The organism is Nocardia sp. NPDC052254, assembly GCF_040679495.1.
GTDB lineage: Bacteria > Actinomycetota > Actinomycetes > Mycobacteriales > Mycobacteriaceae > Nocardia.
Genome location: NZ_JBFAUW010000004.1, coordinates 241,002 through 254,907 on the forward strand (window position 1 = coordinate 241,002; position 13,906 = coordinate 254,907).

Here is a 13,906-nt window from a genome sequence, read left to right on the forward strand (position 1 = left end):
CCCCGACCCGATCGGCTCAGCGGACTGGCGACGATGGCGATCGAGGAGTGCTGATGGCGGCCGAATTCCAAGTCGTACCCGACGATGTCGACAAGTTCGGTGGTGCGCTGCGTGATCTCGCCGGCCAGGCGGGCGCGGCGGTGTCGCACACCACGAAGTGGTTCGAACTGCAGGACGGTAGCACCGGGATCTACGTGAAGGTCAAGGAAATCGTCGAGCAGCTCCAGAAGAACCTGGAAGCGAATTACACACATCTGCAGACCCTTTCGAACGACTCGGCGGCGGAGCTGGGCAAGGCCGCACAGCTCTACCGGACCACCGATCACGAGTCGGCACAGCGGCTGGACGAGACCTACCCGGGAGCGGCTCGATGACTCAGCCCGGAAAAGGCACGACCACCCGGCCCGACAGCACACTGGTCGAGCCGCAGGCCGATGACCCTGTGCCGTTTCTGGTCTCGTTCGTGGCCGGCGGAAACTACGCCTCACCCGCCTACCACATTTCGTGGATAGTCAAGGAGGCCACCGGGTTCGATGTCTTCGCGTGGGCGTCGGAAAAGGTCACCGGCGACTGGGAAAGCGTGAAGAAGTCGGCCGGGGCCGCAGGCAACCTGAGCCGGTTCAATACCGCCTTTGCTCAGGAGATCAGCACCCAGTGGCAGCAGAGCACCGGCGCCACATGGCATGGCAATGCCGCCGCAGCGGCGGAGCAGAACTTCAAACAGCTGTCATCCAACCTCGAATTTCAGGTACGCCCGCTGGAGGAGGTGGAGCGTCAGCTCACGAATATCAGCACTGGAATGCGGGAGCTGGGCCGGTTGGTCGGAGACATCCTGCAGGATATTTCCGATTGGGCAATTCTCGCCGGAATCTCGATGGCTGCGGAAGCGGTGCTGGCATCAACCGGAGTCGGTGCAGTTGCGGCCGCGGCCCAGGCAGCTCAAACAGCCCTCTACTTTGTGAAGATCATCCAGAGAGCGGCTGACCTGGTAAAACTGGTGAACAAAGTCTACAAGACGGTCTACGCCGGAATCGGCTTGCTGAACTCGCTTTCGAGCCAGACATCGCCCGATAACCTTCCACCCCTTCCTGGCGCAGCCTACGATTTCCCGGGAGCTTGACGATGTCTGAACCGGACGATTTCATCTTCGACGTCGCCAAGGGCGACCAGGGCGTCTCTCGTCAGCTGCGGGCAACGTTGCTCACGATAAAGTCCGCCACTACCGACCCCGACCTCCGACGGCACATCGACGATGCCCTCGCCGGGAAGACCTCCATGCGTAGCTTCGGCGCCTCGGAGACCTTCGCTCGAATCGTCGATGGGATTCCGCCGGAACAGGTGGACCGGACAGTTCACATGCCGGAGGGCGAACGTCGGCGACTTGCGGAGCAAGGTGAACGCGAACTGGAGCGACTGCGCCAAACGCCCGACGCTGCTGTTACAGAGGACGGCACCGATCGGGTGAGCACCCCGCACGCGCCACCACGCGTGACGAGGCACAATATCGTGCCGGGAACCCGGAAGCCGGACCGCGAACAGATCTTCGAACCCGACGAGCCCGACGAGGATGATCTCTACTTTCAGGACCGCCGCAACAATGGTTGGCTGCAGTGAGTTTCGGCGGGCGCAACCTGCGGGACGCTGTTGTTCGGACACGGATCACCGAAGACCACACTCACGAGGACACGCTCGATCCGCGCAACCCCTTCATCATCGAACTCGAGCTTGCCGACGACCTGCCCGATGTGTGCGCACGCCACGGTCGGCTCGCAGTGGACAAGGTCGAGAAGGCCCTCCTTTTTCGTTCCCGTTACCCCTGGGATTCGCCGACCGAACCTCCCTGGGTGCAGCGAACGGCCTTCCAAGAAGTAAGTTTCATGCTCCGCCTGATGATTCGGGTGGTAACGATGCAAACACCGGACCCGAGGCCACCGTCGACGCTTCTCCGAGGTACCTGGCCGGTGTGTGCCAGATGCCGCCTGAAGAAGAAAATTTGGCAACGCATCTCGCTCGCGCTCTTCCTCGCAGGACCTGCTGTGCTCGTCACACTTCTGATCGTCTGTCTACTGACGAAGTCGATGGATATCCGAATCCCGGTGACACTCGCCTTCTTTCCCGGGTGGCTTCCATTCGGCTTTTGGGCAGCGGTGGTGATCTACCAGCATGCGCAGACTTTCGCATTGTTTCGACCCATCACCGAATACACCAGAGTGGAGATCAGAGCGCACCCGAGATTCGCGGATGCAGTCGAATCACGCGGGACCACAACTGAAATTCGCGAGTGGTGATCCATCGCCGAATGATCCGGCGCTCACGCCCGAACCGACCGTGGCCCGAGTTCCCGGACTCGGCGGGCCAGGACTCGGGCGTGGTTGACGAAGCTGTCGTTGGTCATCGGCTGGATGGTGTAGCCGGCGGGGTCTTCGTTGATGTAGTAGCGACCGTCGCGGGAGAAGTCCATCCAGATGAAGCCTTGGACGCCGTCGGTGCGGTTGTCGAGGAATCTACCTGGGTAACAGAGGACTTCGCCCCATCCACTGCGGGGGCGAGCGAGGAATTGGTCGATGCGTTCGCGGAGTGTGGGCGGGCGGTTCCAGCCGGGCGAATCGGGTTCGAGGTCGAGTTCGGATTTGAGGCCGTTGAGTTCGTGGCGGCCGGGCGGATGTTCAGGGAGCATGCGGGCCAGTAGTCCCAGGGCTTGGACGTGGGTGCACAGGCTCACCGAAACATCGCCGCTCGCACCGGGTTCCGGATCGGGGTCCTGGATCACCACTGCGGCAACGGACGGGCCGAAGCCCGCGTAGCCACGTAGTTGGGTGTCGGGGTGGTCGGGGTCGGTGCCGAGTCGGCCGTGTACGTGCAACCGGACTTGTGGGTCGGTCAGAGCTTGAAAGGCACGGGCGAGATCGTCGTCCACCCGGGGGCGCAACGTGTCGATCGCTTCCCGGCGCTGACGACCGAGATCGGCATCATCACTGGCGCGCAACGCATTCCACGTCGGATACGGCAGCCGGTCGCGTTCCATCGCGAAGAATGCCGCCTCGTACTGTGCACTTGTCAACTGCCAGTGGATCAACGATATTCTCCCGGCGCGCGGCCTCGATCGGGCGGATTCGGCGGCCGTGGTGCGGGTGGCCGCCTGTCGGGTTGCTGTTCCTGCGAAGGGTTCTCGCCGATGGCACCGTAGGCGGGCAGCACCTTCCGCCCGTCGTCGATCCACTCCTCGAGATGGTCACCGCGCAGATAGTCCGCGGACTGACGCTCCTTGTCCTCTTCCGACTTGCCACCCTTACCACCCGCGCCCGGCGACATGCCGGGCATACCGGGCGTGCCGGTCTGCCCCGGAGGCCGCATCCCCGCAGGCACTCCCTGCGCGGCGGCGGCCATCCCACCGGGCACCGCGGAGCCGAGCCCCGGCTTGGCACTACCCGGACCCGACAGACCGCCGCCCGCCCCGGAACCGTGCGAACCGCCCCCCAATCCCGATCCGGAATGTCCGCCGCCGAGGCTGTTCGGATCGAAACCGGCAGCGCTGGTGGACGCGGCATTCGGCAGTCCCGATCCCGGCGTGCTGGAAGGGTTCTGGCCGGCACCGGAAGTGTTCGAGGTCGGTTGTGTTTCCGGAGACTGGTTTCCGTCGTTCCCGCTGTTGGGATCGGCGTTCGGGTTCGCGTCGCCGGGCGTCTGAGGCTGGTCGCCACCACCGAGATTCGGGGTCGAGGGGCCGGGAGTCGGGCCTGGAGTCACTGGGGCGATCGGGCCGTTGGAATTCGCGACCGGTTGGACGGTGGGAAGCACCGGTACGCCCTGATCGCCGCCCCGGATGCCGGGCGCATACACATTCCGCAATACCTGCCTAGCCGCATCTGTTGCGTCGTCCCGCTGGGCCTGCGTGCTTTGCACCGCGCCAATTTGCGGGAGCACTGGGCGCGGCGTTGCCGGGCCAGAGGTCAGGTGCGGACCGGCACCTCCCATCGGGTCGACAGGAGGCGGGCCTTCGGGAACCATCTGCTGCAGAAGCGGGGTCAACATCCGGAAAGTTTCGTCGCTACCCCGCTGCGCGAAGGCGACCTTCATCGCCACCATGGATGACGACCTACCGATATCGCGCACGGTATCGAATAGACGATTCAATGAATCGGTAGCTTTTTTGCCGGCATCACCCTGCCAGCCATCTGTAATCGCCTGCTGCACAACCGCGTGGCGTGCCGTTTCGGAACCGTCTGCCATGCCGGAACCAATCTGGCTCCAAGCGTCCGAAACCGCTTGAACCACACCGGGTTGGATTTGACTGACCAGATCGCGAATCTGCTCCAGACTCAAATGAGCAAAATCATCTTCACCGCCGATGATCTGTGGTTCGATATCCACACCGAGCTGGTCGGCCAGAACATTGATTTGCTGCTGCAAGGCAAGCTGATCGCCATCCCACGCCTGTGTATTCGCACCCGACACGATGCCTGCGTAGACGGAATTCTTCATCGCATCGAGCTTGCGCAGAAAGTCGCCACTACCTTGATCCAGAAAGCTCGACGGATCCGGCGGAGGCGTCACGGCTGCACTCCTTGGAGAACATCAGCGTAGTCGTGATCCGTTTGAGCATAGGCGATTGCAGCCTTGCGAATCACATCCTGAGCAGTTTTGAGCTCTTCGGTAACTTCGTCGATACGTTGACGGATAGAATTCTCTCCGGAACCCTTTTCCGTAAACTTACGCGCAAGGTTTACCCCCATTTGAAACCCACCGAATCCGTCGACTCTCTCAACCTGTTTAACCCAGTTAGACATATCATCGAGGTGGTTAATCAGGACCTGAAGGCCCTTTACCGCTTCATCCAATTTGTCGCGGTGAACCCTCAATGTCAGTGTCCCCTGCGCCACCTCATCCGACAGCTGATGCAAGGTGCTTAGTTCTGACACCCCGTCCCCTTCCAGCTAGAGCTACTTAACAGGAAAGTCCTTGAGGAGCACCTGCGCTATCCGAGTAGCCTCAGCACATGAATCACCGGGCTCATCCGCACTGGGCTTCGCCCCAACCTCCAATTGAACGGGCCCACTCGATGCATCGAACACGATTATGCAGTCTCCCGGCGTCGTCTGCGAGTCCAACATCACCGCACTCCGCCCGCTCACACTGACATCTCTAGGATTGCTTACATTGTTTGCGTTATGGATGACTTCGTCAAACGTATGAGAGTTTGTCGAATACACATTGATCCCATACCAACTCTCGCTCATCCAGCCACATATGTCCCAGCCCGGGAACTTTGTACCGTACTTTCCTGTATCCGCCTGTCGTCGAGCTGGATTCAGTCCGGCAGCTGCAATATCGGCATCGGGAATAGAACAAGGATTCCAAGCGGTATTCGACGGCTTCGTCGTGGAAACCGGCGCACTCGCCACTGCCGTCGCAGATTCCTCGGCTTTGGCAGTCCCGGAGTCATCCGAACAACCGGTCGCCGCCGCCAGCATCCCGGAGGCGAGAACAACTCCAGCGACAGACATCACTCGCCGCACGCCGGTACGCCGCTCGAACTTCAGCCGCATGAATTGGCCCCTCCTGCTCACCGCGCCGCTGGGACGCATCGGACTCCCCCGCACCAGGGACCTTATCGCAGACCTATACACCACAGCCACCCGATCTGCGACGGCCGACCCCGGTTGCAGGCAAGATCCGCAGTTGAGCAGCTGAGTCCCAGGCACGGTCAAGACTTACCTGACCGGCGCCTGCGCGAGGAGGGTCTGCAATGATTCACGCGGGACCAATCAGATGCACCGGCGCCAGCGCGCTCACGGACAAGGTATGTCGACCGACAGGCGGTGGCCCAACGAAAACGGCCACCCCCGCAGTCGATCGCTACCGCTGATCGAACTCGCCGTCCTTCGCTCCACCGACGAATGCCTCCCACTCGCCGGGAGTGAACACCAGCACGGGCCGAGTCCGGTCCTTACTGTCCCGAACCCCGACGAGGCCACCATCCAGGAAGGCGACCTCGACGCATTCTCGCCCAGCGGCGGTGCGACTGCTGGTGAACCACTGCGCATCTGACAGATTCACGTCGTATTTGCTGGTCACGTTGCAAACTCCCTTGCCACCCGTCGAACCAGATCCCGACTCGCCTGATCATCCAAGGCGGCTCGCTGGATGCTCTGATACGAGTGAGTGTACTGACGAACATCGGTCGGCTTCTCCAAATACATTTCCCCCGTGGCATGTTCGAGGTAGACGACTGGCGGCTCACACGAGTTGCTCTTTGCAGCCTCACTGAAGTTCAGGATGACGAATTGGCTGAACGGCTGCCCGAGCGGGAGACCAGCTGAGAATGGCAGCACTCGCAACGAGATGTTCGGCATTGTGCTCATGTCTGCCAGACGTTTCAGCTGTGCCGCCATCACCCGTCGTCCACCGACCTCCCGGCGAATTGCCGCCTCTCCCAGCACCACCCCAAGCTCTGCAGGACAGCGACGGCGCGTGATCAGCGACTGTCTGCGAACGCGCATCTGCACGCGTCGCTCGATCTGCTCCGGCGCGGCTTCAGGGAATCCGGCTCGCGTAACTGCCCTCGCGTAGTCCGGCGTTTGCAGCAACCCGACGACTGCGTCCGGGGAGTAGGTGTACATCCGCTCCACCGACGCCTCGAGGCCCATGTACACGTTGAAGGACCGAGGGATCACATCGTCGTACTCGTGCCACCAGCTCTGCACATTCGCTTGTCGTGCAAGCCCTTCCAGCGCAGCCGTCAGGTTGTCGTCGGCACCGAACACCTCGCAGAGGGCCCGGATGTCCCGCGTGCGCAGCTTCGCCGGGAACAGCCCTCGTTCGAAGCGCTGAATCGTGCTCGTGCTGAGCTCGGCCTTCTTCGCCACCTCCACGATGGTCATTCCGGTTTGGGATCGCAGGTCGCGGAGGTACCTGCCGAGTTGGCGCCTGGGTACGGTGCTGCCGGGTTCTGACATCTCCACTATCTCCTTTTCGGGTTTCAGGAGCCTCGGATCAGACCGGTTTCGTGCCGGTTTCGGGTCTTTTTCCAGGCAGAAAGGTGCCGTCTCCCTGGGATATTCACTTCACCTGGGGGGACGGCCCGGTCGTGATCTCCTGTGCGCGCTCCACCCCGCGACCTCCCCAGGTCCGGTCGTGCGAAGCACGACACGGGCGAACGCATCTCGCGAAGCCATCCGACACGAACTCGGAGACGTCATGAAGACAACAGTGGATCCGGCGAACGAACCATGCGGCGGCATCCTGCGGTACCGGGAAACCTGCGAACTCGGATGCCTACCGAATGATCACCATATTAGCACTGGCACAACAGGTTTCGGTGCGATCACCGTGCTGGATGGGCCGAGACGGGAAATTCGGTGCATTGTCTGCCACAGAACTTCTCTCGGTGCCGGACGGCGCCGCCGATGACCCACCCCGGACCCGATGCGGGCGAACCGACATCACCGATTCCCGACGAACCCGACATCACCGTGTCGATCCACTTCACTCCGACCAGCCCGCATCCGCTGAGGTTCGTGGCCTGCCGATCAGCAGCCCATCGCTTCGCCGACCACTGGCGGCGATACGGGCGGTGCGGCGCTGTCGAATTCGGGCCACCGGAGCCGACCTGCGCCAGGTTGCCCTGTGAGCGGCTGTGGATAGTTCCTTGACGAACCTGACACGATCGTTCCGAGTTGTGCTCTGTAATCACCTGTGCTGCAGATTATTCGATTGTCTCGGCCGAGATCGCGAAGGCGCCTCACATGTCGGAGGCGGTCGCTACGGTACTCATATGACCGACTGCGTGGGGGCATGCAATCTGTACAACGACGAGTTGCCGCCGAGCGGCACCGGGACCTGGCGGGGTGAACTGCTCGGCACTCGGTCGTCCGACACCCCGCCGACACTCACCTGGTCACTCCGCTTCTCGTGGCCGCACGACGGATCGTTGGACGTGCACGTCGAGGGAATTCCGGCGAACGTGCCTTCCTGGCGCGAAATGGCGGGTGTGGCAGCCGAATGCACCGAGGTGGGCGAGCCGATCAGCGCCTGGGTGTACGACGGTTGTCACTTCGAGTTCGAGTACGCGCGCATCCGCATCCTTCGCCAGATCGGCACCTGGGCAAGGTTTTCCGTCGTCCTGGCCGAATGCGACTGGGGCTTCGCGGTCACGCTGCCGAGCGGAGAGACGTTCGAGACCGACCAGATCCACACCACCGTGGATGCCGATTTCGAGGGCATTTCCGTGCCGTCGGCCGAGTCCGGAGAGCTGGCGGAGATCACCGACACCGCCGGTTTCGTGCGCGATGCCGGCGCCGGCTTCTATCGGATCGTCGACCCGGGCACCGATCAGTTCCCGATCGTTGTCGACTAGATCGACAGGACGTTCGGAGGGTCGGCCTCGGCGGTAGCGGTCGGCTCGGCGGCGCCGGGCCGACGACCAGCGGACACGAACGACTATCCGTAAGCGACGATCCGAGCGCCGCCGCCCCCACTCGACATGACGAGCACGGCCCCCGGGACAACCAACATCCCTTGGACGCGCCCGTTTCGGCCGAAGTCGATCGCATGCCGCGTGGTGGCGTGCCCGTCCGCGCGAGACCACGACTCGATCTGCGGCACGTCCGTCGCGCTCTCCGGCATCACGATCTGCACCATCTCCTCGGCGAGGAACTGCTCGCCCGGATAGGGCAATCGCCGCGGAGCGAAGGCACTGTACGCGGGCGCGACCTCGTATCGGGGCGCTCCGGTGTGCACGTCCCGGACGACGTATTCGTCGCTGCCGGGAGTCCGGTAGTCCACCGTCAGTACCTGCGTGCCCGCGGTATCCACCGCCACCGGGGTCGGCGCATGTGGGTCGATGACGAACGGCACCGTCGTCAAGTCCGGCGGGGCATTCACCAGCCGCCATGCCGTGTTGCCTGCCAGCCGCCAGCGCACGACGACGCTGTTCGATATCCGCTCCAGCTGGGAATCGAAACCGACCCGGGCACCCTGCGACACCGGCAACTCCTCGCGCGCGATGATCGCGCCGGTGCCGGAATCGAGAACCGCGACCATGGCTACCGGCTCGCCACCGCGTTCGCAACCCGCCATCCGATAGATGGCATCGTCGGTGATCGCCAAGGAGGCACTCGCGTCCGCGCAATCGATGCCGGCGGTGTCGACCGTCCACGACCGCTTTCCGGTGCGCGCGTCGTAGCGCACGATGTGGTCCTTGTTCGAAAGCACCAGTGGCCCTGGGGTGGGCCGGAACGATCCCCGCTCCCCCAAGTCCCAGAACGTCCCGCGGCTGTCGTCGCGGGTGAATTCCGATTCGTTCCACAAGGTTTCGCCGGTCACCGCATCGAATGCGGTCCAGCCCAATCTGTTCCAGCGCGCCAGCACGACACTGCCGCCGTCGAGCGAGTGGAGTGACCCCGACTCGTAGCGCAGATATGTATGACTGCCCGGATCGACGTTGTCGGTGCGCAGATGATGCCACCGTTCGGCGCCGGTGCCGCCGTCGTACGCCGTGATCCCGCGAGGTGACGCGGCGACGAACCCCGCGCCCGCGACCACGACATCCGGCTGTTCTCCGACGAGCGGCACGGTCAGCTCATAACGCTGCGCTCCGAGACGTTGCGGCATCGCAGGCGCCGCCGACGCAGGTGCCGTGGTGCGGTCGACATGGTGCCGGTCGTCGCCGGCACCGTTGGCGGGCACCGCGACAGCTGCCGCCACGATCACGCCCGCGACGAGGGCGACGACCGGCAGCAGCCGTGACGATGTCTCGTTTCGAGGTCGTCGCCACAGCAGACCCGAGGTCAAGGCCGTGCCGCCGACAACCAGGGCGGCCGCCGCGAGGGCTGTCGGCAATTGTTCGAAGAGCGGAAATTGAACTCGAACCTGTCGCCAGACTCCGGGAAGGTGGCCGGCGATCGCCATCCAGGGCAGGATCAGCAGCCCGCCCGCCCAGACCACTCGGGCGAGCCGGCGCATCAGCTGATGACGCGGGCCCGCACTCGTTCCCATGGCCGTGACCACAACGACCGAGACCGACATCAGGATTCCGATGATCGCGGCGGTCGTCGCATAACGGGCCGGGACGGATGACACATCGAGTCCGGTGAACGAACCGAACAGGTCCTGACCGATCACCGTATCCAGCGGCCAGGTCGATGCCCAGAACCGGCTGTAGACCGCCAGGGCCACACCACCGATGATCAGTCCACAGCCCAGCGCACCGCACAGCGCGGACACCGGCACACTGCGAGACGCCCGCGATGTCGGGCGATCGCCATCACCGCCCGGCACGCGCACACCACTCCCACTCACGAATTGCCCGCATCCGAACGCCCGCGGACTCCATCAGACCAACCACGATTTGGGCCGGTAGTGCGGATCGTCATCATCGTCGTCGTAGAGGTCGTAGGGGACCTGGCCCGGGGCAGCCTGCGGGGACCTCGCCGGCGGCTGCCAGTCGTTCGATCGCGACTCTTCTTGCGTACCTTGGTGATACCGGTCCGCCGGTTGACCGGCGTGCGGTGCGGGGGCAGGGCCGGCGCCGGCGGTCATCGGACGACTCATCGCATCCTCGGTGGCCGCGACCGTCGCCGCGATACGCGGATCGGCCGCGAAGGCCGCCGCGGCCTCCCGGACCTCGGCGCGCGCCTTCATCAGGGCCTGCGCGGCCAGCCTGGTGAGCTCGGCGGCGACGGCGGGGCCGCCGTAACGCAGCGCGCGGTCATCGATCCGGACAGTGATCTGCCCATCGGCACACGCTTCGATCACCAAGAACCCGTCGGCCGATTGTGCCGCCGACCGCGCGGTTGTCAGGGCCTGAGCCAGCCGTTTCGTGTTGTCTTGCATCGGGTCCAGATGAGCCGACGTCATAGCAACACTCCTCCCCGTAGAATCCGACCGCTACTCGACGTTACCGAGCTTTTGAAGTATCCGGCATAGCAGACATAAGATACAAAGCGTGGCCGGCCCGCTGAGCGAGACATTGAAGATCAACGGTAGCGATGCTGCCGCGCTCGCGCGCAACGTCAAGTCACATGCGGGGGAGATCAAGGCTCTGAAGTCCGGTGATGTCGTGACCACGGTCACGAACGGCTTTCCCGGATTCGCGATCCACGACGCGGCCGCAACCGCGACCACGGCGACCGAGCAGGCGCTGACGAACCTGGGAACGGTGCTCGACACCATCGGCGACAACACCGTCGCGGTGTCGGCGGCCTTCCTCCACATCGACGAGGATCGGGCGCGCGAGTTCGACCAGGTGGACGGCACCAACAGCCGATAAAGGGGGACGCGGCCATGGCCGCCACGAAAACTCAAGCGCTGCAATGCGATCCCAACGCATTGGATGCGCTGATCAAGGTGTGGCAGACCGCCCACGACACCGTCGAGACCAACCTGGACAAGACCTCGAACGAGTACCGGCAGTCGTCGGACTGGTGGACCGGCAAGACCGGCGATCGCGCTCGCGACACCGCGACCCAGACCGTCGACGCCGGCAGGACCTTCACCGGTGACCTCTCGACGGCGATCACCACGCTGGGACAGGATCGCGATGCGATCTGGGGCGCGAAGAATCGGGCCACCCAGTCGATTTCCGCGGCCGTCCAAGCCAAATACGAGGTCGCCGAGGACGGCACGGTCGAGCCGAGTCCGGATGCCCAATTGGCTGCCACAACCTCTCTCGACAACCCCACCGACCGAGCGAATGCCATTGCGGCCCTGAAGAAATACGGCAAGGATACGTTCGAGACACCGATCAAGACCGCACTGACCGATCTGGGGACCGCCGTCGAGGCCGCGACCGGACACATCAATACGGCGCTCGAGCACAGCGGAAGTGTGGCCACCATCGCCGCCGATGCCCCGGCGAAACTGGATCCCTCTCGCATGCTCACCGGCGATCAGGGCAAGATCGACGGTGAGACGATCGCGGACGGGAAGCTGTCCGATGACGAGCGGCAACGGATTCTCGAACACCTGCGCCTGACCGGGCTCACCGAGGAACAGTTGACCGCCCTGCGCGAGGGCCGCGATGCCACGATCCCGCAGTCCACGATGGACTATCTGACGAACCTCTACGACAAATCCGGTCGGGACGGTCTGATCGAGCTGTCCCAATCGCTGAAGGCCGACGGCTCACCGCAGGCGACCGAGCTACGGCAGGGTCTCGCCAACGGCATGTTGACGCTGTCGAACGAGCAGGTGGTGAGCCGCGACGCCCAGGGCAAGGTCACCGACCGCGGTGGATTCAACAAGCTCAACTCCGAGGTACGCGAGATCATCGGGACGCGACCGAATATCGATGGCGCACCCGACTCCAACACCAGAGATCTGCCCGATGACTACCGTTCGGGATTCTTCGGCCCGAACATGGACAACACGAGCGCGATCAGGGAATACACCAAGGACGTGGACGGTTTCGCCGACTTCCTCAGCGGTGCCGACAAGGACTATCAACCCGGTGATCGGCTCGGCGTGGAACTCGGCCGGCAAGCGGCACATCAGGCCTGGATTCTCGATCACGGCGGGTACGGCGATTTCGAGGGCACCAAACTGCCCGATCACGAGGCGCTGGGCCATACCGAGGACAGCGCCCAGAAATTCCTGGGACTCGCCGCCCGCAACCATGAAGCCGACTACGCCCTGCTCACCGGTAACGGCAGCGAGGAGCTTTTCGGCAAGGACACCCCGGGACAATCCTGGCATCCCTACGATCGTGATTCCGCGATCCAATCGCTGATGACCCACGAATGGAAGGACGACGGCGCGGCATTCGGCACGATGGTGGAATGGACGGCCGCGGACGCCACCAGTGCCGACTCGACCAGATCCGAGCACGCCGGTGAGGCCGCCGGCGCACTCGCGAAGCTGATGTCGACGACCCATGCCGGTAATGGCAGCAACGTCTACGACTCGTTGATGAATGTGCCGGGTCACGACAATCAGTCCTTCGGCCAAGTGAATCCGCTTGCTGCCCAAGGGGTCGCGGCCGCGCTCAGCCCGTTCGCGAGCGATATCGTCGGCACACCATCGAATATCACCGGGACACACGGTTTTCCGAGTGAAAGTCTCGGCCCGGTGGAGGCAACGCGGCTGTTCAGCGTTCTCGACGGCGATCCCGCGGCCAGCGCCCGGATCAATGGCGCCGCACTGTTCCAAGCCGACCAGCTGGATCGGAAGTTCGCTGACAGCGGTTCGCTCTCGAGCCCCGAGCAGGTGGATCTCGGACACTACTCGGGCCGCCTGCGCGGTGTCGTCGACGCGGGGATGAACGCCCAAGTCGCGGATCTGAATCTGAACGAGACCGACCGGGCCAAGGCGCTGACCGACCAGAAGAGCGCGGCCTACGGCGTGGCCCAGAACCTGATCGGCGTCGCGGGTATCGCCGGTACTCCCGGCGGCGTCGGCGGCCCGATCGTGCAGGCGGTCAGCGAGTATTACAAGAACCCGCTCACCAGCGTCGATCCCGACTATGGCGGGCGCACACCGGGGACGAACATCGGCACCGACTACAACCTCGAGCAATCGGGCACGTTGGGTAATCGCCGATACAACATGCTGGCCCAGCTCATAGATTCCGGACGCGTCAACCCGTACGCATTGCCGAACGACGTCCAGCAGGTCATGTTCACCTCGACGGACGGCGGTGCGCCCACGCTCGAGCCGTATATCGTCGCGGCCGCCGATCCCAATTCGGCCGGAATCCTCGATCGGAACCTTCCCGGGTTGCTCGACAGCTACGGCGTGAGCCATGACGGCCAGCAGAACTACCTCGCGAACGGGGACCAGGCGGCAGGGATCTACAGCCGGATCGTTTCCAACGGAACGCAAGACGGTCAGCAGGAATTCAAGCGATTGACGACCGACGAACTGGAACGCCAGGGATACAACACCTGGACGACCACGCGGTAGCGCCGAC

General features: G+C 63.7%; 15 protein-coding genes. 7 read left to right on the forward strand and 8 right to left on the reverse strand.

What is annotated here, in order from left to right; all coding sequences use genetic code 11:
- Positions 1-53: 53 nt before the first annotated feature.
- From AB0L57_RS13250 to AB0L57_RS13265, 4 genes are read left to right on the forward strand one after another with little or no spacing between them, the layout of a single operon-like run.
- Positions 54-374 carry a type VII secretion target gene (locus AB0L57_RS13250; protein ID WP_364960981.1) on the forward strand — a complete coding sequence of 107 codons (321 nt, stop codon included), beginning with the start codon at positions 54-56 and terminating at the stop codon, positions 372-374.
- Entirely contained in the window at positions 371-1,120 is a 750-nt protein-coding gene (locus AB0L57_RS13255; RefSeq protein ID WP_364960983.1) for a hypothetical protein, read from the forward strand. Before AB0L57_RS13250 ends, AB0L57_RS13255 begins: the two co-directional genes overlap by 4 nt.
- A 2-nt stretch (positions 1,121-1,122) precedes the next feature.
- Entirely contained in the window at positions 1,123-1,614 is a 492-nt protein-coding gene (locus AB0L57_RS13260; RefSeq protein WP_364960985.1) for a hypothetical protein, read from the forward strand.
- Positions 1,611-2,288, forward strand: coding sequence for a hypothetical protein (locus AB0L57_RS13265; RefSeq protein ID WP_364960987.1), 678 nt, complete (start codon positions 1,611-1,613; stop codon positions 2,286-2,288). Before AB0L57_RS13260 ends, AB0L57_RS13265 begins: the two co-directional genes overlap by 4 nt.
- Before the next feature lie 23 nt (positions 2,289-2,311).
- Here the strand turns inward: AB0L57_RS13265 and AB0L57_RS13270 are convergent, their stop codons facing one another.
- The 6 genes from AB0L57_RS13270 to AB0L57_RS13295 all read right to left on the reverse strand — a co-directional run bounded on the left by AB0L57_RS13270 (position 2,312) and on the right by AB0L57_RS13295 (position 6,956).
- Positions 2,312-3,061, reverse strand: coding sequence for an ESX secretion-associated protein EspG (locus AB0L57_RS13270; protein ID WP_364960989.1), 750 nt, complete (start codon positions 3,059-3,061; stop codon positions 2,312-2,314).
- Between the two features lie 11 nt (positions 3,062-3,072).
- Positions 3,073-4,554, reverse strand: coding sequence for a hypothetical protein (locus AB0L57_RS13275; protein WP_364960991.1), 1,482 nt, complete (start codon positions 4,552-4,554; stop codon positions 3,073-3,075).
- The gene (locus tag AB0L57_RS13280) at positions 4,551-4,919 is read right to left on the reverse strand and encodes a hypothetical protein (protein ID WP_364960992.1); all 369 of its coding nucleotides are present in this window, start codon (positions 4,917-4,919) and stop codon (positions 4,551-4,553) included. The genes AB0L57_RS13275 and AB0L57_RS13280 overlap by 4 nt, the downstream gene beginning before the upstream one ends.
- A gap of 21 nt (positions 4,920-4,940) precedes the next feature.
- Positions 4,941-5,585: a DUF3558 domain-containing protein gene (locus AB0L57_RS13285; protein WP_364960993.1), complete on the reverse strand. Its 645-nt coding sequence runs from the start codon at positions 5,583-5,585 to the stop codon at positions 4,941-4,943.
- 271 nt (positions 5,586-5,856) lie between these two features.
- Positions 5,857-6,075, reverse strand: coding sequence for a DUF397 domain-containing protein (locus tag AB0L57_RS13290; protein WP_364960995.1), 219 nt, complete (start codon positions 6,073-6,075; stop codon positions 5,857-5,859).
- On the reverse strand, positions 6,072-6,956 hold the full coding sequence (locus tag AB0L57_RS13295; RefSeq protein WP_364960998.1) for a helix-turn-helix transcriptional regulator: 885 nt from the start codon (positions 6,954-6,956) through the stop codon (positions 6,072-6,074). The genes AB0L57_RS13290 and AB0L57_RS13295 overlap by 4 nt, the downstream gene beginning before the upstream one ends.
- 818 nt (positions 6,957-7,774) lie before the next feature.
- Between AB0L57_RS13295 and AB0L57_RS13300 the strand changes: the two genes are divergently transcribed.
- Positions 7,775-8,356 (forward strand): hypothetical protein, encoded by a 582-nt coding sequence (locus AB0L57_RS13300; RefSeq protein WP_364961000.1) that lies wholly within the window; start codon positions 7,775-7,777, stop codon positions 8,354-8,356.
- A gap of 83 nt (positions 8,357-8,439) precedes the next feature.
- Here AB0L57_RS13300 and AB0L57_RS13305 read toward each other — a convergent pair whose 3' ends face one another.
- Together AB0L57_RS13305 and AB0L57_RS13310 are read right to left on the reverse strand one after the other, a co-directional pair.
- Positions 8,440-10,278, reverse strand: a complete 1,839-nt coding sequence (locus tag AB0L57_RS13305; RefSeq protein ID WP_364961002.1) for a PQQ-binding-like beta-propeller repeat protein — start codon at positions 10,276-10,278, stop codon at positions 8,440-8,442.
- A 54-nt stretch (positions 10,279-10,332) separates the two neighbouring features.
- Positions 10,333-10,857, reverse strand: a complete 525-nt coding sequence (locus AB0L57_RS13310; RefSeq protein ID WP_364961004.1) for a hypothetical protein — start codon at positions 10,855-10,857, stop codon at positions 10,333-10,335.
- 88 nt (positions 10,858-10,945) lie between these two features.
- On the opposite strand from AB0L57_RS13310, the gene AB0L57_RS13315 reads away from it, so the two are divergent.
- Both AB0L57_RS13315 and AB0L57_RS13320 read left to right on the forward strand, forming a co-directional pair.
- A complete protein-coding gene (locus AB0L57_RS13315) occupies positions 10,946-11,269 on the forward strand; it encodes a hypothetical protein (protein ID WP_364961006.1) in 324 nt (107 codons plus the stop codon).
- A 14-nt stretch (positions 11,270-11,283) separates the two neighbouring features.
- On the forward strand, positions 11,284-13,899 hold the full coding sequence (locus AB0L57_RS13320) for a hypothetical protein (RefSeq protein WP_364961008.1): 2,616 nt from the start codon (positions 11,284-11,286) through the stop codon (positions 13,897-13,899).
- The last annotated feature ends 7 nt before the right edge of the window (positions 13,900-13,906 follow it).